The sequence below is a fragment of the Stenotrophomonas sp. HITSZ_GD genome (assembly GCF_029543105.1).
Lineage (GTDB): Bacteria > Pseudomonadota > Gammaproteobacteria > Xanthomonadales > Xanthomonadaceae > Stenotrophomonas_A.
Genome location: NZ_JARQXB010000020.1, coordinates 1 through 18,181 on the forward strand (window position 1 = coordinate 1; position 18,181 = coordinate 18,181).

The window sequence follows — 18,181 nt, forward strand, 5'->3', positions numbered from 1 at the left end:
GATGTCGCCTACGAGCCCCCATGGATGGGTTCACGGCGTGTCCCGAAAGGGCCCAGCCCCCGCAGGCCGTGCACAAAAACCAAACAGCCGACCCACATCGAAGGCCAACACCCCCGAAAACCCGCGCGAAAAACCAAAAAGGGCGGCCAACGGCCGCCCAATCAAAAAAACCCTTTATCCAGCCGCCTGCAATCGCAATTCCTCGGCCCGCTCCGCACCGAGATACCGCGTAATCCACCGCCGCATCAGATACAGCAGCGGGATCAGCGCGATCGCAAAGCCCATCTTGTAGACGTAGTTGACCGTGCTCACCGCGAGAAACAGCGACAGCGGCCAATGCTGCGGCCCGATCACGAACGCCACGTAGATCACCACGAAGCTGTCCACCAGCTGCGATACCGCCGTGGAGCCCGTCGCGCGCAGCCACACGTGCTTTTCGCCGGTCGCCCGGCGGATGCGATGGAACACCGCCACGTCGATCAACTGCCCGACCAGGAACGCCACCAGCGAACCGCCGATGGTCCACAACCCCTGGCCGAAGATCGCCGAAAACGCCGCCTGGTAATCCGGCACGCCCTGCGACTGCGCCGCCGTCACCCACCAGCCGGCCGGCGCCAGCTTGATCGCCGCGAACGCGAACACGAAGCCGTAGCCGATCAACCCCACCGCCAGCCAGGAAATGAAACGCACACCCCGGCTGCCGAAGAATTCGTTGATCGTGTCGGTCATGATGAACACGATCGGCCACAACAACGTGCCGGCGGTGAAGCTCAGCGAGCCCGTCTGCCCGAACAGGTTCCAGTTCAACGGCGCAATGCCGAGCGTGTCCTCCAGGGCGAAGATCTTCACCCCGATGAACTCCGCCAGCGCCGCATTGACGCAGAAGAACGCCGCCAGCCCGATGAACAGGCGAACGGCGCGATCCTCGAGCAGCCGGGGCATCGTCACGCGCGGTCGGCGGTGCGGGTGAAGGGTACGGTGTCCGGCGATACGGCGCCGCCAGAGATGATGAAGCTCATCGCCTGGTCCACCGTCCAGTCGGTCGGCGTGAGCAGTTCCACCGGCACGATCTCCAGGTAGCCGGACGTGGGGTTGGGCGTCGTCGGCACGTACACCGCCGCCAGCTCGCGGCCCGTGCCGTGCTCGCGGATCACCCGCGTCACCAGGCCGACGGATTTCATGTCGCGATGCGGGAAGTCGATCAACACCACGCGCTGCGTGCTGCCCGGCTGCGTCTGCAGGATGTCCAGCAGCTTGCGCGCGCTGTCGTAGACCACGCTCGCCAGCGGGATGCGGCGCATCACCGCCTCGAACCAACGCAACAGCTGCTGGCCGATTACCCGCCGGCTGAGCACGCCGACGAAGAGGATCACCAGCACCGTGGCGATCAACGCGATGGTGTTCTGCACCCACACCGCCTGGATCCAGTCCAGGTAGCCCGGGAAGGAACTGGCGATCTGCTCGGACAGCGGCGTCACCCACGGCGCGCTGATGCCCGAGAGCAGCGAGAACACGAACTTGACGACCACCCAGGTCAACCACACCGGCAGCAGCGTGAGCAGGCCGGTCAGGAAAATGCGTTGCAGGGAGGGGCGGGGGGAGGGGGAAGCAGCGTCGGCGGGGGACATAGTGCGCGCCATTGTAGGCATTCAGGTCGGCAAACGCGCCGGTATGGGCCCGCCGGTGGCCGGGGTGACTACCGGCACATTCGGTATACCGAACTTCGCAATAGCATGGCCTCCAACCTAGCGGGAGGTGGCCATGAGCGACATCGACGCCCAATTGCGCAAGTTCCAGAAGGAGCTCAGCGCCGGCACCGTGTCCCTGGCCTTGCTCGCCGTCCTGGCGCAGGCCAGCGAGCCGCTGTACGGCTACCTCATCGCCAAGCGGCTGGAGCGCATCGGCGATGGCGTGCTGGCCGGCAAGCAGAGCGCGCTGTACCCGGTGCTGCGCAACCTGGAAGGCGCCGGCCTGCTGCAGAGCGAGGTCGAACCGTCGATGTCCGGGCCGCCGCGCCGCTATTACCGCATCACCGAGGCCGGGCGCGATTGCCTGGCGCAGTGGACCGCCGCTTGGCGGGCCACCCGAGATTCCGTCGATTCCGTGCTGGAGGGGAGTACCGCATGAACACTGAAACCACCGCCCGGCCATTGCCGGCGACGATTCCCGAATACCTGGCGCAACTGCGCCAGGCCCTGGCCGGCGCCGATCCGGCGATGATCCAGGACGCCCTCTACGACGCGGAGGAATACCTGCGCGCGGAGATGGCCGCCCAGCCCGGCCGCAGCGAGGCGGAGGTCATCGCCGATGTCGCCGGCAGCTACGGCGCGCCGGAGGAAGTGGCCGACATCTACCGCGAGACCGAGGTGACGGTGAGCCGCGCGCTGCGCCCGCCGGTGCCGCCCAAGCGCCGTTCGTGGGTGGGCCGCTTCTTCGGCGTGGCCGCCGACCCGCGCACCTACGGCGCCCTGTTCTACCTGCTGCTGGCCGTGGCGACGGGCAGTTTCTACTTCAGCTGGGTGGTCACCGGCACCGCGCTCTCGCTCGGCCTGCTGATCCTGATCATCGGCGTCCCGCTGCTGGTGCTGTTCCTCGGCTCGGTGCGCGTGCTTTCGCTGGTGGAGGGCCGCATCGTGGAAGTGCTGCTGGGTGTGCGCATGCCGCGCAGGCCGACCTATGTCAGCCACCAGGAGGGCTGGATCGCACGGATCGGCGCGATGTTCAGCGACGCGCGCACGTGGACCACCATGCTGTACTTCCTGCTGATGCTGCCGCTGGGCATCGTGTACTCGGTGCTGTTCACCACGCTGTTGAGCCTGTCGCTGGGCCTGGTGTTGTCGCCGCTGGGCGTGATCTTCGACCATGCGTTCGACATCAACGTCGGGCCCTGGAACCTGGTCAGCGATGCGGCCTGGGCATTGCCGCTGGTCTGCGCGGTGGGCGTGGTGATGCTGTTCGCCACGCTGCACCTGGCGCGGGGCATTGGGCACGTGCACGGGTTGATAGCCAAGCACTTGCTGGTGCGGGCGGATTGACTGGAGACGCTGGATGAAAAAAAGGCCGCCCTTGGGGCGGCCTTTTTGTTTGCGCCTGCTGCGGTCGCGGCTGAAGCCGCTCCTACGAAGGCGGCGGGGCGGGGTACCGGCGGCGCGCTTACTTGCGGCGCCGCAGCGGGGTGATCGTCGCCGCTGGGGCCTTGCGCACCGGTTCGGCGGCGTAGCGGGCGATGAAGTCGCGCACCTGCGGGTACACCACGTCGCGCCAGCGGCGGCCGCTGAAGATGCCGTAATGGCCCGCGCCCTCGACGACGAGGTGGCGGCGATGCGCTGGCTCGATGCCGGTACACAGCTGCTGCGCCGCTTCGGTCTGGCCGAGGCCGGCGATGTCGTCCAACTCGCCTTCGATGCTCAGCAGCGCGGTCTCGCCGATCGCCGCGGGCTCCACGCGCTGGCCGCGCACCTTCCACTCGCCGCGCGGCAGCAGGAACTCCTGGAACACGGTGTGGATGGTGTCCAGGTAGTACTTGGCCGGCATGTCGAGCACGGCGTTGTACTCGTCGTAGAAGCGGCGGTGCGATTCGGCGTCCTGCAGGTCGCCCTTGACCAGGTCGGTATAGAAATCCCAGTGCGACATGACGTGGCGGCTGGGGTTCATCGACAGGAAGCCGGCGTGCTGCAGGAAACCCGGATAGACCTGGCGGCCGTGCCCCGGGTATGGGAACGGCACGGTGTGGATGACGTTGTTCTCGAACCACGACAGCGGGTTCTGCGTGGCGAGGTTGTTCACCGCGGTGGGGCTGCGGCGCGCGTCGATCGGGCCGCCCATCATGACCAGCGAGCGCGGGGTCTTCTCGCCATCGGCCGCCATCAGCGAAACGGCGGCCAGCACGGGCACGGTCGGCTGGCACACGCTCATCACGTGCAGCTCTTCGGCGCCGATGTGGCGGATGAAGTCACGGATGTAGTCGATGTAGTCGTCCAGGCCGAAGTCGCCTTCGGACAGCGGCACCATGCGCGCGTCGACCCAGTCGGTGACATACACCTTGTGGTTGCGCAGCAGGGTGCGCACGGTGTCGCGCAGCAGGGTGGCGTGGTGGCCGGAGAGCGGGGCGACGACCAGCACGGTCGGCTGCTGCTTCATGCTGGCCAGCAGCTCGGGGCGGTCGCTGAAGCGCTTGAAGCGCAGCAGGCGGCAGAACGGCTTGGCGAGGACTTCGCGCTCGATGATGGGCAGCGAGTGGCCGTCCACTTCGACGTCGTCGAGGTTCCAGGCGGGCTTCTCGTAGGCCTTGCCGAGGCGGTGGAAGAGCTCGTTGCCGGCGGCCAGGCGCTCAGCGCCGGGCAGGGACGCCCACAGCGAGTCCGGATCGGAGAACATCTTGACGTTCGCGCGCGCCTGGTGGACCCACGGCGCCAACAGATTGCGGGTCAGCTCATGCAGTTGATAAAGCATTCTCGCCCTTGACAACGTGATGGTTGCTGCTGTGCAGCATACCCTAATTGGGGCTATATGCACCTTAATGGGGCGGGGGGTTGTTCCGCGTAAGGCCTCGGGCGGGGAGTGGGTCGCGCGGCGCCCGGGGGCATGCCCTGACGGGGGACGCCGAAAACGTCCATCCATGGACTCGCGCTCGTAGGGCGACGTCCTGTCGCCCTACGCCCCCGTCAGGGCATGCCCCCGGACGCCCTCCAACCTTCCACGTCGCGGGTCGAAGGGCGAAGCGTGGGCTATCGGGCTGTCGTTAGGGGGTTTCCAGCGCCGAGGCGTGGCCGGCGAAGGCTGGCGAAAGCCAGCCGTGCGAGCCCAGCGCGGTGAAGCCGACGCCTTCCAGCTGCTGGCGGTACCAGCGGGCGGGGCGCGATTGGAAATCCTCGTGGTCGCCTTCGAATTCGTCTTCCTTGGCGAAGGTTTCCAGGAATGCGACGCCACCGCACAGTTCGGCCAGGCCCGGCAGGCCGGCGCGCAGTTCGCGGGTGGGCAGGTAGTGCAGCACGTCGCTGCACACGAGCAGGTCCACCGGGGCGCAGGGGCGCAACCAGGCGAAATCGCCGAAGCGCGCGAGGTGGATATTGCGGCTGCGGCCGTAACGGCGCACGGCGTATTCGCTGGGATCGAACCCCAGGTACTGCACGCGCGGGCGCAACTGTTGCAGCGGGGCGCGCCAGGCGCCTTCGCCGCAGCCGATGTCGAGCACGCTGCGGATCGGGCGTTCGAGGTAGTGCTCGGCCAACGCGACGGCCAGTGCGACCTTGCGTCGCAGGCGCGCGGCATCGTGCAGGCCTTCCTGGCGGTACCAGCGCTGGAAATAGGCCTGGTCGTATTGCTTGGACATGCGGGCTCCGGGCGCACCCGGCTGTGCGGGGCGGCGTGGGATCGGGGAGAATGCCGCCCATCCTACGCGAGCGGTGGAGCCAGCCCAATGACCCTGTACCTGTGGATCAAGACCTTCCACCTGCTGTTCGTCATCGCGTGGATGGCCTGCGTGTTCTACCTGCCGCGCATCCTGGTCAACCTCGCCGAGGCGGGCAACGATGCGGCGGTACGCGCACGGCTCGTGTTGATGGGGCGCCGGTTGTACAAGTTCGGCCACAACATGTTCGGCCTGGCGATCGTGCTCGGCGCGATCCTGTGGCTGGGCTACCGCTTCATTCCCGATTTCCCGACGATGGTCGGCGGCGGCAAGTGGCTGCACGCCAAGCTCGGCGTGGTGGTGCTGATCCTGGCTCACTACATCGTGGCCGGCCGCTGGCTCAAGGGCGTGGACCAGGGGCGCGCGCTGCCTTCCTCGCGGGCGCTGCGCCTGTTCAACGAGGTGCCGGTGCTGTTGCTGGTCGGCGTGATCTGGCTGGTGCTCGCCAAGCCGTTCTAAGGCTCAGCGCACCTGCCGGAGGATCCACGTCACCGCGGTGACCCAGCAGACGATCACGAACCAGGCCAGCACCGCATTGGAGGCGATGCCGCGCCGGTGGCGGACGAACAGGTTCACCAGCAGCGCGACGATCAGCGGGATCACGAACAGGGCGGTCGGCCCTACCCACCACGGCAGGTCCATGCGGGTCATTCCTTTGCGGGAGCCGCGGCCATCCTAGCGCGGTGGCCGGCGCCCCGCATCCGGGCGCCGGCATCGCCGCCGTGCGCCGCCGTGCGATGCCTTACGCCGCCTCGTAGGCGCCGTAACCGCGCAGCCGCTCGTAGCGCTGCTGCAGCAGGGTGTCGACCGGGATCTTCTCCAGCGCGTCGAGCTCGTTGAGCAGCACGGCCTTCAGCCGCTTGCCCATCTGGTTCGGGTTGCGGTGCGCGCCGCCGATCGGCTCGCGGATCACCTTGTCCACCAGCCCCAGCGCCTTCAGGCGCGGGGCGGTCAGGCCGAGCTGCTCGGCGGCGTCCTTCGCCTTGCCGGCGTCCTTCCACAGGATCGAGGCGCAGCCTTCCGGCGAGATCACCGAATAGGTGCCGTATTCGAGCATCAGCGTGCGGTCGCCCACGCCGATGGCCAGCGCGCCGCCCGAGCCGCCTTCGCCGATCACCGTGCAGATCACCGGGATCTTCAGCTCGGCCATTTCCAGCAGGTTGCGCGCGATCGCCTCGGACTGGCCACGCTCTTCGGCGCCGATGCCCGGGTAGGCGCCGGGGGTGTCGATGAAGGTCAGCAGCGGCAGGCGGAAGCGCTCGGCCAGCTTCATCAGGCGCAGCGCCTTGCGGTAGCCCTCCGGGCGCGGCATGCCGAAGTTGCGCGCGACCTTGGTCTTGGTATCGCGACCCTTCTGGTGGCCGATGATGACCACCGGGCGGCCGTCGATGCGGGCCAGGCCGCCGACGATGGCCTTGTCGTCGGCATAGGCGCGGTCGCCGGCCAGCTCCTGGAACTCGTCGCAGAAGATGCGGATGTAATCGAGCGTGTACGGCCGCTGCGGATGGCGCGCCAGCTGCGAGACCTGCCAGGCGGACAGGTCGCGGAAGATCTGCGCGGTGCGGATGCGCAGCTTGTCGCGCAGGGCCTTCACCTCGGCATCCACGTTGACGGCCGGGCCGGTGCTGGCGTTGCGCAGCTCCTGGATCTTGGCTTCCAGATCGGCGATGGGTTGCTCGAAGTCGAGGTAGTTCGGATTCATGGGAAGCCGGTCGGACGAAAGGAAGGAAGTGTAGCCGAAGGGGCGCGATCCACCCGTACGCAGGCGTCCGGGTGGCGGGCGGCGCTCACTGCGCCCAAGGCGGGTTGTACTTGACCTTGACGGTACGCACGGCCGGGTCGGCGCGCAGGCCGTCGAGCAGTTGCGGGGCGATGCGCACGCCCTGGCTGCCGTTGAGGTCGAGCATGCCGGCCACGGTGCCCTGCGGGGAGCCCACCAGCAGGTCGAAGCGGATCGGCGTGCGTCCGGGCCGGTGCGCGGCGAGCAGGCCATCCACGCGCGCGAGGGCCTGGCGGTCGCGCAGGTCCAGGCGCAGCGCCAGGTGGCGCGCGTGCTCGGCGCAGACCTGTTCGTAATCCCACACCTGGCGGATGCGCAGCGCATAGCCGCCATTGAACTCATCCTCGCGCAGGCCGCCCTTCACGATCAGGATGCGGTCGCGCGTGAGCAGGTGGCCGAATTCGGCCAGGCCGTCGGAGAACGCGCTGCATTCCACGCGGCCGCGGCCATCTTCCAGTTGCACGAACACCTGGCTGTCGCCCTTGCGGCGCACGCCGACCACCTGGCCGGCGAGGATCGCGCTCACTTCCGGGCGCCAGCGCTTCTCGCCGCCATCGCCACCGCCGCGGCCGGAGGACTGCGAGGACCAGATGCGGTCCAGCGCGCCGAGGTCGCAGCCCACCAGTTCCCTGACCTCGTCGCGGTACGGGTCGAACGGGTGGCCGCTGAGGTAGAAGCCGAGCGTGTCGCGCTCGCCGGTGAGCAGCTGGCCGAGCGGCCATTCCTTGGATTCGGGCAGTTCCAGCCGCATCGCCGGGGCGGCGGGGTCGGGCCCGCCGAACAGCGAGTTCTGGCCCGACGCCTTCTCGCGCGCCATCTGGTCGGTGGCCTTGAGCACTTCCGGGAGCTGCAGCATCAGCGAGGCGCGGTTGCGGCCCAGGCCGTCGAGCGCGCCGGCGTTGATCATCGCTTCCAGCGTGCGCCGGTTGAGCTTGGAGGAATCCACGCGCGTGCAGAAATCCAGCAGCGTCTCGTAGCGCCCGTTGCGCTCGCGCTCCTCCACGATCGCCTCGCACGCGCCGCGGCCCACGCCCTTGATCGCGCCGATGCCGTACTGGATGGTGTCGGCACTCGCGGCCTCGAACATGTACGCCGATTCGTTCACGCGCGGCGGCAGCACCGTCAGGCCGAGGTTGCGCACCTCGTCCAGGAAGCCCACCACCTTGTCGGTGTTGTCCATGTCCGAGGACAGCGTGGCGGCCATGAACTCGGCCGGGTAGTGGCGCTTGAGCCATGCGGTCTGGTAGCTCACCAGCGCGTAGGCGGCGGCGTGCGACTTGTTGAAGCCGTAGCCGGCGAACTTCTCCATCAGGTCGAAGATGGCGTCGGCCTTGGCTTCGCCCACGCCGTCCTTGGCCGCGCCCTCGCGGAAGATCTCGCGGTGCTTGGCCATCTCGGCCGGCACCTTCTTGCCCATCGCGCGGCGCAGCAGGTCGGCGCCGCCCAGCGAGTAACCGCCGACGATCTGCGCCATCTGCATGACCTGCTCCTGGTACACCATGATGCCGTAGGTGTCTTTCAGGATGGTCTCGGTGCGCGGGTCGGGGTATTCGATTTCCTCGCGCCCGTGCTTGCGGTCCACGAAGCTGGGGATCAGGTCCATCGGGCCGGGGCGGTACAGCGACACCAGCGCGATGAGGTCTTCGAAACGGTCGGGCTTGGCGTCCTTCAGCAGGCGGCGCATGCCCGAGGATTCGAACTGGAACACCGCGCCGGTGTTGCCCGAGGCGAAGATGTCCTTGTAGGTCGGTGCGTCGTCCAGCGGCAGCGCGGCGATGTCGATCGGCTCGATGCCGGCGCGCGCGTGCCGCGCGTTGATCGCCTTCACCGCCCAGTCGATGATCGTCAGCGTGCGCAGGCCGAGGAAGTCGAACTTCACCAGGCCGACTTCTTCCACGTCGTTCTTGTCGAACTGGGTGACCGGGTTCTTGCCGCGGCCGTCCTCGTCGTGTTCGGCGAACAGCGGGCAGAACTCGGCCAGCGGCTCGGGCGCGATCACCACGCCGCCGGCATGCTTGCCGGCGTTGCGGGTGAGGTCCTCGAGCTGGCGCGCCAGGTCCATCAGGTCGCGCACGTCGTCCTCGGCCTGGTAGCGCTGGATCAGCTCCGGCGAGGCCATCTCCGAGTCCTTGCCTTCGCCCATCGCGTCCTTCAGCGTCACGCCGAGGATGTTGGGAATCAGCTTGGCCACGCCGTCGACCAGGCCATACGGGAAGCCCAGCACGCGGCCGGCATCGCGCACCACCGCCTTGGCGGCCATGGTGCCGTAGGTGATGATCTGGCTGACGCGCTCGCGGCCGTACTTGCGCGCGACGTAGTCGATGACCTCGTCGCGGCGGTCCATGCAGAAGTCGATGTCGAAGTCGGGCATCGACACGCGTTCGGGGTTGAGGAAGCGCTCGAACAGCAGGTTGTACGGGATCGGGTCCAGGTCGGTGATGTTCAGCGCCCAGGCCACCAGCGAACCGGCGCCGGAACCACGGCCCGGGCCGACCGGGATGCCGTTGTCCTTGCCCCACTGGATGAAGTCGGCCACGATCAGGAAGTAGCCGGGGAAGCCCATCTTGATGATGGTGTCCAGCTCGAATTCCAGGCGGTCGAAGTAGTCCTGGCGGGTCTTGCCCTCGGCCAGCGGGTTCTTTTCCAGGCGCGCTTCCAGGCCGCGCCGCGCGGTGCTGCGGATCCAGCTGTCGAGGGTCTCGTCCTCGGGCACCGGGTAGGCGGGCAGGAAGTAGGTGCCCAGGCGCATCTCGATGTTGCAGCGCTGCGCCAGCGCCAGCGTGTTGTCGATGGCGTCGGGAACGTCGGCGAACAGCGCCGACATCTCTTCCTGCGATTTCAGGTATTGCTGGTCGCTGTAATCGCGCGGGCGGCGCGGGTCGTCGAGCACGCGGCCGGAGGCGATGCATACGCGCGCTTCGTGCGCGGGGAAATCGGTGGCGTGCAGGAAGCGCACGTCGTTGCTGGCGATCACCGGCAGCCCGCGCTGGCCGGCGGCCTGCAGGGCGAACTGGTTGAACGCTTCCTCGCCCTCGCGCCCGGTGCGCGTCAGTTCCAGGTGCAGGCCGTCGCCGAATACGCGTTGCCAGTCGGCCAGCTGCTGCTCGGCGAGGTCATGGCGATGTTCGCCGAACAGGCGGCCGGCCAGGCTGTCGCGCCCGGCCAATGCGAACAGGTTGTGGTGGTGCTCGGCCAGCCATTCCGGGCGCACGGCCACGCCGCCCTCGGGGCGATGGCCTTCCATCCACGCACGCGTGAGCAGGCGGGACAGGCTCAGGTAGCCGTCGCGGTCGCGGCACAGCAGGGTGAGCTTCCACGGCGCCTGGTCGGGCGTGGCGATCATCACGTCGGCGCCGGCGATGGGCTTGATGCCGACCGCTTCGGCGGCCTTGTAGAACTTGACCAGCGCGAACAGGTTGTTGAGGTCGGTGACCGCCAGCGCGGGCAGCCCCAGCTCCACCGCGCGGCTGAGCAGGTTGGCGCGCTTGGCCTTGGCCGGGTCGGCCTGCTCCGGCTTCTCGGGCACGCGGATCGTGGAATCCGCCAGCGAGAACTCGGTGTGGACGTGGAGATGGACGAAGCGGGAGGTGGTCATGCCGGATCACTGCAGTGATCGGGAAGGTTAGCCCCCGGGGGGGAGGGGGGCAAGGCTTGACAGGGCACCGACGCGGGGCGCGGGCCGGGGCCTCCAGTGTCTGCCGCCATGAGACGCGCCGACGCGTGGCCAGGCAGAAGCGCCGCCGGCCGAAGCGCCGCCGCCGTCGTGCGCCACGCGGGCGCGGCGCGTCAGAGCAGCAGCGCGGCTTCCGGCGGCGGTTCGGCGACGGCCAGCCCCAGCGCCTGGCGCACCGGCGAGAAGCTGCGCCGGTGTTCCGGGCAGGGGCCGTGCTGGCGCAGCGCGGCCAGGTGCATCGGCGTGCTGTAGCCCTTGTGCTGGTCGAAGCCGTACTGCGGGTGCTGCTGGTGCAACTGCACCATGTAACGGTCGCGGGTGACCTTGGCGACGATCGAGGCGGCCATGATCGCGCGGTCGCGCGCGTCGCCCCCCACCAGCGCTTCGGCGCTGCACGGCAGGCCCTTGGGCAGGCGGTTGCCGTCGATGCGGGCATGGCCGGCCACGTGCGCCACGCCTTCCACCGCGCGGCGCATGCCGAGCATGGTGGCCTGGAAGATGTTGAGGGCGTCGACCTCCTCGGAAGTCATCAGCACCACGTGCCAGGCCAGCGCGCGCTCGACGATGCGCGCGTAGAGCACTTCGCGGCGCTCGGCGGTGAGCTGCTTGGAATCGTCCAGGCCGTTGATGCGCGGGCGCGCCGGGTCGAACACCACCGCGGCCACCGCCACCGGGCCGGCGAGCGGACCGCGGCCGGCCTCGTCCACGCCGGCGATGCGCGGGGCGATGGCCGCCGCGGGCGCGACGACGAACAACGCGCCGGCGGAGGGATCGGGCGTGCCGCGCTTCATGCCGGCGTGCCGCTGGCCGGGCGACGCCCGAGCAATTCGGCCACTGCCTCGGCGGCGCGCGCGGAGGCATCGCGCCGCAGTTCGGCATGCAGCTTCAGGTACTTCGGCTGCAACGCGGCGACCTTCTGTGGCGCGCGGAACCAGTCCGTCACCGCGGCGGCGACGCGCTCGGGCGTGCAGTCCTGCTGGATGAGTTCCGGCGCCAGGTCCTCGCCGGCCAGGATGTTGGGCAGCGCGAAGCGGCGCACCTTGAGCAAGCCCAGCATCTCCACGATGCGCGCGGTGAGCGGGGCGACCTTGTAGCCCACTACCATCGGCCGCTTCACCAGCATGGCCTCCAGCGTGGCGGTGCCGGAGGCCAGCAGCACCACGTCGGCGGCGATCATCGCCAGCCGCGCGCGCCCGTCGAGCAGGTGCGAGCGCAGCATCGGCAGCGCCGACCGCGAGAGGTGCTCGGCCAGCACGGGCTTGACCGCGGCGTTGGCGGCCGGCACCAGCACCTGCAGGCCCGGTACCTGTTCGGATACCTGCCAGGCGGCCTCGAAGAAGGTTTCGGCCAGGCGATTCACCTCGCCCAGGCGGCTGCCGGGCAGCACCGCCAGCACGGGCGAAGAGGAGGAAATGCCGAGCGCGGCGCGCGCGGCGTCGCGGTCGACCTGGTAGTCGATGTCGTCGGCCATCGGGTGCCCGACGAAACGCGCGTCCACGCCGTGGCGGGCGTAGATCGGCGGCTCCATCGGGAACAGGCACAGCACCATGTCCGCACTGGCGCCGATCTTCTCGGCGCGCTTTTCCTTCCACGCCCACACCGAGGGGCTGACGTAGTGGACGGTACGCACGCCGCGCTGCTTGAGCCACTTCTCCACGCCGAGGTTGAAATCCGGCGCGTCGATGCCGATGAACACGTCCGGTTCCCAGGCCAGCAGGCGCTCGCGCAGTTCGCGGCGCAACTTGAGCAGCCGCGGCAGGTGGCGCAGCACCTCGACCAGGCCCATCAACGACAGCTCGCTGGCGTCGAACCAGGTCTCGCACCCGGCGTTGCGCATCGCATCGCCGCCGATGCCGGCGAACTGCGCATCGGGAAAGCGCTCGCGCAGCTGGGTGATCAGCCCGGCGCCTAGCAGGTCGCCGGACGTCTCGCCCGCCACCAGCGCGATGCGCGGCGGGCGGGCCGGGGGCGTCGCGAGGGCGGGGATGCGCGCGGCGGAGACGGGCGCGGCCGGGGCCGGATGGGTAACGCTCATCGCAGTAGCGGACGCTCCGCGTGTTCGATGAAGTCCAGCATGTCCTTCACGTCCGGGCTCTGCTCGGCCTGTTCGGCGAGCTGCACCTTGGCCTCGGCCAGCGGCAGGCCGGCGACGTACAGCGTGCGGTAGGCGCGCTTGATCGCCGCGATGCGCTCGGCGTCGAAGCCGCGGCGCTTGAGGCCTTCGCTGTTGATGCCGCGCGGGCGGCCGAGCGAATCGCTGCCCACCATGGTGAACGGCGGCACGTCGCCGTTGGTCAGTGCGCCCATGCCCAGGAAGGCGTGCGCGCCGATGCGGCAGAACTGGTGGGCGCCGGCGAAGCCGCTGATGATCACGTAGTCGCCCACGGTGACATGGCCGGCCAGCGTGGTGTTGTTGGAGAACACGCAGTGGTTGCCGACGTGGCAGTCATGCGCCACGTGGGTGTAGGCAAGCATCCAGTTGTCGTGGCCGATGGTGGTCACGCCGCCGCCGCCCCCGGTGCCGCGGTTGAGGGTGACGAATTCGCGGAACACGTTGCGGTCGCCGATCACCAGTTCGGTGCGCTCGCCGCCGAACTTCTTGTCCTGCGGCTCGCCGCCGACGGCGACATGGCCGATGAAGCGGTTGTCGCGGCCGATGCGGGTCGGGCCGTGGATCGAGCAGTGCGGGCCGACCTCGGTGTTCTCGCCGATTTCCACGTCCGCGCCGATGAAAGTGAAGGCGCCGACGCGCACGCCGGCCGCCAGGCGGGCGGACGGGTCGATCACCGCGGTGGGGTGGATCAGGGGGGCGCTGTCGCTCATCGTTCCTCCGCTGGCCTCAGCCCTTGGCACCGGCGCACATGACCTCGGCGCAGGCGACGATCTCGCCGTTGACCTTGGCCTCGCCGTAGTACCAGCCCATGTTGCGGATCAGGCGCTTCATCTGCACTTCGAGCATCAGCACGTCGCCGGGGACGACCTGCTTGCTGAAGCGCGCGTTCTCCACCTTGACCATGTAGAACAGCTTGGACTGCGCGTCGCGGCCCAGGCTGAGCTGGGTCATCACGCCGCCGGCCTGGGCCAGCGCCTCGATGATCAGCACGCCCGGCATGATCGGCCGGCCCGGGAAATGGCCCTGGAAGTAGGGCTCGTTGATGCTGACATTCTTCTGCGCGACGATGCGCTTGGCCTCGACGTCCAGCTCGAGCACCTTGTCCACCAGCAGGAACGGGTAGCGGTGCGGGATCAGCTCCTGGATCTGGGTGACGTCGATCGGCAGCTGCAGGGTCTCGTCGTTCATTCGTTCTCCTTGCTCACAGCGGCGACGCGACGGGCGAGGGCGTCGAGCTGCTTGAAGCGCGCGGCGTTCTTGCGCCACGTGCGGGTATCGGTCAAAGGGGTGCCGGACGAATACTCGCCCGGCTCGTGGATGGAGTTGCGCACCACCGACTTGCCGGTGATCACGACCTTGTCGCAGATCTCCAGGTGGCCGACGACGCCGACGTGGCCGCCGAGCAGGCAGTAGCGGCCGATCTTGGCGCTGCCGGCGATGCCGGTGCAGCCGGCGATCGCGCTGTGCGCGCCGATGTAGCAGTTGTGGGCGATCTGCACGAGGTTGTCCACGCGCACGTCCTCTTCCAGGACGGTGTCCTCGAGCGCGCCGCGGTCGATGCAGGTATTGGCGCCGATTTCGCAATCATCGCCGATGACCACGCCGCCGAGCTGCGGCACCTTGATCCAGTGGCCGGCGTCCATCGCCAGGCCGAAGCCGTCGGCGCCGATCACGGCACCGGGATGGATTTGCACGCGCTTGCCCAGGCGCACGCGGGTGACGAGGGTGACGCGGGCGATGAGGGTGCAGCCGTCGCCGACGACGCAGTCCTCGCCGATGATCGAGCCGGCGCCGATGACGCAGCCTTCGCCGACGACGCTGCGCGCGCCGATGCTGACGAAGGGGCCGATGTGGGCATTCGCGGCGACGTGGGCGGTGGGGTCGATCACGGCGAGCGGGTGGATGCCGGGCTCGCGCACCGGGGCCACTTCGAACAGGGCCGAGATCTTGGCGAACGCGGTGTACGGGTCCTTGGCGACGAGGGCGGCGCCGGGCGCGGCCTCGACGTCGTCGGCGCGCATCACCACCACCGCGGCGCGGCTGTCGGCGAGCTGGATGCGGTAGCGCGGGTTGGCGAGGAAGCTGAGCTGGCCGGGGCCGGCGTGGGCGAGGGTGGCGACGCCCTGGATGACGGTGTCGCCGGCGCCGTGCAGCTGCAGGCCGAAGCGCTCGGCGATCTGTTGGGCGGTATAGGTGGGCATGTTCACGGGGCGAAGTTTAGCCGCTCGCGGCGTGGGGCGGGGCGATGCGGGCTGGTATGGGGTGTCCGGCGGTGGGATAACCGGGCACTGGCATAAGCGGGCGTTGGGATAACTGTAGGAGCGGCTTCAGCCGCGACCGCTTAGGCTGGCACTTGTGCAGTTGGCTGTGGAAGCGGCTGTGCTGTTGCCATCGCGCGGCGCCCGGGGGCCATGCCCTGGCGGGGGACGCCAAGAACCGCATCCATGCGGGGCTCGTAGGGCGACATCCATGTCGCCCCACGCCCCCGCCAGGGCATGGCCCCGGGCGCCCGATACATCGCGGCGTGCGGCTGAAAAAGCATGCATGTGCCGGGGAAGCGTGGGTGCGGGTAGAAAAAGCAAAAAGCCGCGACGGGCGCGGCTTGATTCCATCTGGAGCGGAGCCCCCCTTTGTTAAGGGGGGGGCGCGGCGAAGCCGCGGGGGATAGGCAAGGCAGACGCGAGGGGCCCCGGCGTTCGCGCAGCGAACGTTGGGCAGCCCACGCCCCCTCCGCGGGCGTGGCCGCGGGCAGTTCGTCAGAACGGCCCACCAAAGGTGAACTGCAGGCGCTCGATTTCGTCGCCGTCTTCCTTCTTCAGCGGGATCGCGTAGCTGATCGAGATGGGGCCGACCGGGGCGCGCCACAGCAGGGCCACACCGGTGGACACGCGCAGGTCGTTGGCCTTGAACTCGTCGGTGCCGTTGAACACGTTGCCGAAGTCCACGAACGCCGACAGGCGCGCGGACGGGCTGTCGAACAGCTTCGGGAAGTAGGCTTCGATCGAGCCGACCGTCTTCACCGAGCCGCCCAGCGGCTGGCCCTTCGGATACGAGGTGGTGGCTTCCGAACGCGGGCCCAGCGTGTTGTCCTCGAAGCCGCGCACCGAGTTCGTGCCGCCGGCGTAGAAGTTCTCGTAGAACGGCAGGCCCGAGGCCACCACGTGGCGCTTGAGGTTGCTGCCGTTGCAGTCCTGCGGCACGAAGACCGTCGCGCCGGTGTCCAGCTGCTGGTCCACGCCGCAGATGTCGCGGCTCTTGTCGCTGCCATAGCTGTCGCCGTAGCCCAGCTCCAGCCGGGTGTTGATCACCAGCGAGGGGATGATCGGCCAGTACTTGGAGATCTGGTAGTTGAGCTTGTAGTACTCGGCGGTGGAGCCCGGGAGCGTGGTTTCCAGGCCCACGCGCTGGTACATGCCGCGGGTGGGCATGAAGTAGTCGTTGCGGGTGTCGCGTGCCCAGCCCAGCTCGGTGCGCCAGGCGTGGAAGGTGCGCGTGCCCATCGCGTCGATGTAGTCGACGATCGACTGCGGGGTGAACCCGTTGTAGGTGGTGATCTGGTTGCTGTCGATGCCGAACATCAGCGAGACGGTGTCGTTCTCGGTGATCGGCACGCCGAAGATCATCTGCGCGGCACCGTTGGTGCTGTTGTACTGCGCGGTGTTGTAGTCGGAGTAGTCCAGTTCGCGCCAGGACAGGTTGTAGCCCAGCGACACGCCGTCGTCGGTGAAGAACGGGTTGGTGTAGCTGAAGCCATAACGCTGCAGGTAGCTGCTGCGCGACGCCTCGACCGACACCCGGTTGCCGCCGCCCAGGAAGTTGTTCTGCGACAACTGCACCGAGGTGGTCACGCCGTAGCTCTGCGAGTAGCCCAGGCCGAAGACGAAGCTGCCCGAGGTGGTTTCCTTGACGTTGTAGACCACGTCCACCTGGTCGCTGCTACCCGGCACCGCCGGCGTTTCGACGTCCACCGATTCGAAGTAGCCCAGGCGCTGCAGGCGGATCTTGGAGCGGTCGATGGCGGCCTGCGAGTACCAGCTGTTCTCGAACTGGCGCATCTCGCGGCGCAAGACCTCGTCGGAGGTGCGGCTGTTGCCCTTGAACAGGATGCGGCGCACGGTCACGCGCGGGCCCGGCACGACCTGCAGGTTCACCGCAACGGTGCGGTCCTCGCGGTTCGGGGTCGGGATCGGGTTGACCTTGGCGAAGGCGTAGCCGATGTTGCTGAGCGTGTTGGTGATCGCGTCGGCGCTGAATTCCAGCAGCGCGCGCGAGAACGTGTCGCCGGACTTGGGGATCACGTACTTCTCGATCTCCTCCTGCGGCAGCACGGTGTCGCCGGTCACCTTGATGTCGGAGATCTTGTACTGCTCGCCCTCGGTCACGCCGGCGGTCACGAACATGTCGCGCTTGTCGGGGCTGATCGACACCTGGGTGGAGTCGATGCTGAAGTCCACGTAACCGCGGTCCAGGTACCAGGAGTTGAGCTTCTCCAGGTCGCCGGACATCTTTTCCTTCGAGTACTGGTCATCGCGGCGGTACCACGAGGCCCAGTTGTGCTCCTTGGACTCCCAGCCGGCCAGGATGTCCTCGTTCTCGAACTTCTCCGTGCCCACCAGGTTCACGTGGCGGATCTTGGCGGCCTTGCCTTCCTTGATCGCGATGGCCACGTCCACGCGGTTGCGGTCCAGCGGGCTCACCGTCGGGGTGATCTCCACGTTGTACTTGCCGCGGTTGTTGTACTGGCGGGTCAGCTCCTGGGTCACGCGGTCCAGGCTCAGGCGGTCGAACGTGCCGCCCTCGCTCAGGCCGATGTCGCTCAGGCCCTTGAGCAGCTCCTCGGACTTGATGTCCTTGTTGCCGGTCACGGTGAGCTTGTTGATCGCCGGGCGCTCCTTGACGGTCACCACCAGGATGCTGCCCTGGCGGTCGAGCTGCACGTCCTCGAAGAAGCCGGTGCGGTACAGCGCGCGGATCGCATCGCCCACCTTGGCATCGTCGACCGTATCGCCGCGGTTCACCGGCAGGTAGGTGAAGACGGTGCCGGAGGAGATGCGCTGCAGGCCGTCCACACGGATATCGCTGGCGACGAACGGTTCGGCCGCCGAGGCGAGGGCCGGGACGCCCAGGCCGGTGGCAAGGGCAAGAGCAAGCAGGCGGCGAGTGGGAAATCTCGTCATGTCACATCCGGTTGAGCGGGTTCGTTTT

16 protein-coding genes are annotated in these 18,181 nt (G+C 68.5%); 3 read left to right on the forward strand and 13 right to left on the reverse strand.

The annotated features are described in order from the left end of the window. Nucleotides 1-174: 174 nt before the first annotated feature. Nucleotides 175-942, reverse strand: coding sequence for a queuosine precursor transporter (locus tag P6166_RS15435; protein ID WP_277765332.1), 768 nt, complete (start codon nt 940-942; stop codon nt 175-177). A 2-nt stretch (nt 943-944) separates the two neighbouring features. Then, entirely contained in the window at nt 945-1,628 is a 684-nt protein-coding gene (locus P6166_RS15440; RefSeq protein WP_277765333.1) for a DUF502 domain-containing protein, read from the reverse strand. A gap of 133 nt (nt 1,629-1,761) precedes the next feature. On the opposite strand from P6166_RS15440, the gene P6166_RS15445 reads away from it, so the two are divergent. Then, nucleotides 1,762-2,127 carry a PadR family transcriptional regulator gene (locus P6166_RS15445; protein ID WP_277765334.1) on the forward strand — a complete coding sequence of 122 codons (366 nt, stop codon included), beginning with the start codon at nt 1,762-1,764 and terminating at the stop codon, nt 2,125-2,127. Continuing rightward, the gene (locus P6166_RS15450; RefSeq protein WP_277765335.1) at nt 2,124-3,035 is read left to right on the forward strand and encodes a sensor domain-containing protein; all 912 of its coding nucleotides are present in this window, start codon (nt 2,124-2,126) and stop codon (nt 3,033-3,035) included. Before P6166_RS15445 ends, P6166_RS15450 begins: the two co-directional genes overlap by 4 nt. A 118-nt stretch (nt 3,036-3,153) precedes the next feature. On the opposite strand, the gene phaZ is transcribed toward P6166_RS15450, so the two are convergent. Both phaZ and P6166_RS15460 read right to left on the reverse strand, forming a co-directional pair. Next, nucleotides 3,154-4,452, reverse strand: a complete 1,299-nt coding sequence (gene phaZ / locus P6166_RS15455) for a polyhydroxyalkanoate depolymerase (protein WP_277765336.1) — start codon at nt 4,450-4,452, stop codon at nt 3,154-3,156. Between the two features lie 289 nt (nt 4,453-4,741). Then, nucleotides 4,742-5,332: a class I SAM-dependent methyltransferase gene (locus P6166_RS15460; protein ID WP_277765337.1), complete on the reverse strand. Its 591-nt coding sequence runs from the start codon at nt 5,330-5,332 to the stop codon at nt 4,742-4,744. 87 nt (nt 5,333-5,419) lie between these two features. On the opposite strand from P6166_RS15460, the gene P6166_RS15465 reads away from it, so the two are divergent. Beyond that, complete coding sequence (locus tag P6166_RS15465; RefSeq protein ID WP_277765338.1) at nt 5,420-5,869, forward strand: CopD family protein; 450 nt, start codon at nt 5,420-5,422, stop codon at nt 5,867-5,869. 3 nt (nt 5,870-5,872) lie between these two features. Here the strand turns inward: P6166_RS15465 and P6166_RS15470 are convergent, their stop codons facing one another. From P6166_RS15470 to bamA, 9 genes are all read right to left on the reverse strand, one after another. Then, nucleotides 5,873-6,052 carry a hypothetical protein gene (locus tag P6166_RS15470; RefSeq protein WP_277765339.1) on the reverse strand — a complete coding sequence of 60 codons (180 nt, stop codon included), beginning with the start codon at nt 6,050-6,052 and terminating at the stop codon, nt 5,873-5,875. A 100-nt stretch (nt 6,053-6,152) separates the two neighbouring features. Then, a complete protein-coding gene (locus P6166_RS15475) occupies nt 6,153-7,112 on the reverse strand; it encodes an acetyl-CoA carboxylase carboxyltransferase subunit alpha (protein ID WP_277765340.1) in 960 nt (319 codons plus the stop codon). A gap of 85 nt (nt 7,113-7,197) precedes the next feature. Next, nucleotides 7,198-10,785, reverse strand: a complete 3,588-nt coding sequence (gene dnaE, locus P6166_RS15480; RefSeq protein WP_277765341.1) for a DNA polymerase III subunit alpha — start codon at nt 10,783-10,785, stop codon at nt 7,198-7,200. A 191-nt stretch (nt 10,786-10,976) separates the two neighbouring features. Beyond that, entirely contained in the window at nt 10,977-11,654 is a 678-nt protein-coding gene (locus tag P6166_RS15485) for a ribonuclease HII (RefSeq protein WP_277765342.1), read from the reverse strand. Further along, on the reverse strand, nt 11,651-12,898 hold the full coding sequence (gene lpxB, locus P6166_RS15490) for a lipid-A-disaccharide synthase (RefSeq protein WP_277765343.1): 1,248 nt from the start codon (nt 12,896-12,898) through the stop codon (nt 11,651-11,653). The genes P6166_RS15485 and lpxB overlap by 4 nt, the downstream gene beginning before the upstream one ends. After that, complete coding sequence (gene lpxA / locus P6166_RS15495; protein ID WP_277765344.1) at nt 12,895-13,686, reverse strand: acyl-ACP--UDP-N-acetylglucosamine O-acyltransferase; 792 nt, start codon at nt 13,684-13,686, stop codon at nt 12,895-12,897. The genes lpxB and lpxA overlap by 4 nt, the downstream gene beginning before the upstream one ends. Nucleotides 13,687-13,702: 16 nt before the next feature. Next, on the reverse strand, nt 13,703-14,164 hold the full coding sequence (gene fabZ, locus P6166_RS15500; RefSeq protein ID WP_277765345.1) for a 3-hydroxyacyl-ACP dehydratase FabZ: 462 nt from the start codon (nt 14,162-14,164) through the stop codon (nt 13,703-13,705). Beyond that, nucleotides 14,161-15,177: a UDP-3-O-(3-hydroxymyristoyl)glucosamine N-acyltransferase gene (gene lpxD, locus P6166_RS15505; protein WP_277765370.1), complete on the reverse strand. Its 1,017-nt coding sequence runs from the start codon at nt 15,175-15,177 to the stop codon at nt 14,161-14,163. The genes fabZ and lpxD overlap by 4 nt, the downstream gene beginning before the upstream one ends. A gap of 555 nt (nt 15,178-15,732) precedes the next feature. Further along, nucleotides 15,733-18,153, reverse strand: coding sequence for an outer membrane protein assembly factor BamA (bamA, locus tag P6166_RS15510; protein WP_277765346.1), 2,421 nt, complete (start codon nt 18,151-18,153; stop codon nt 15,733-15,735). Nucleotides 18,154-18,181: the final 28 nt, after the last annotated feature.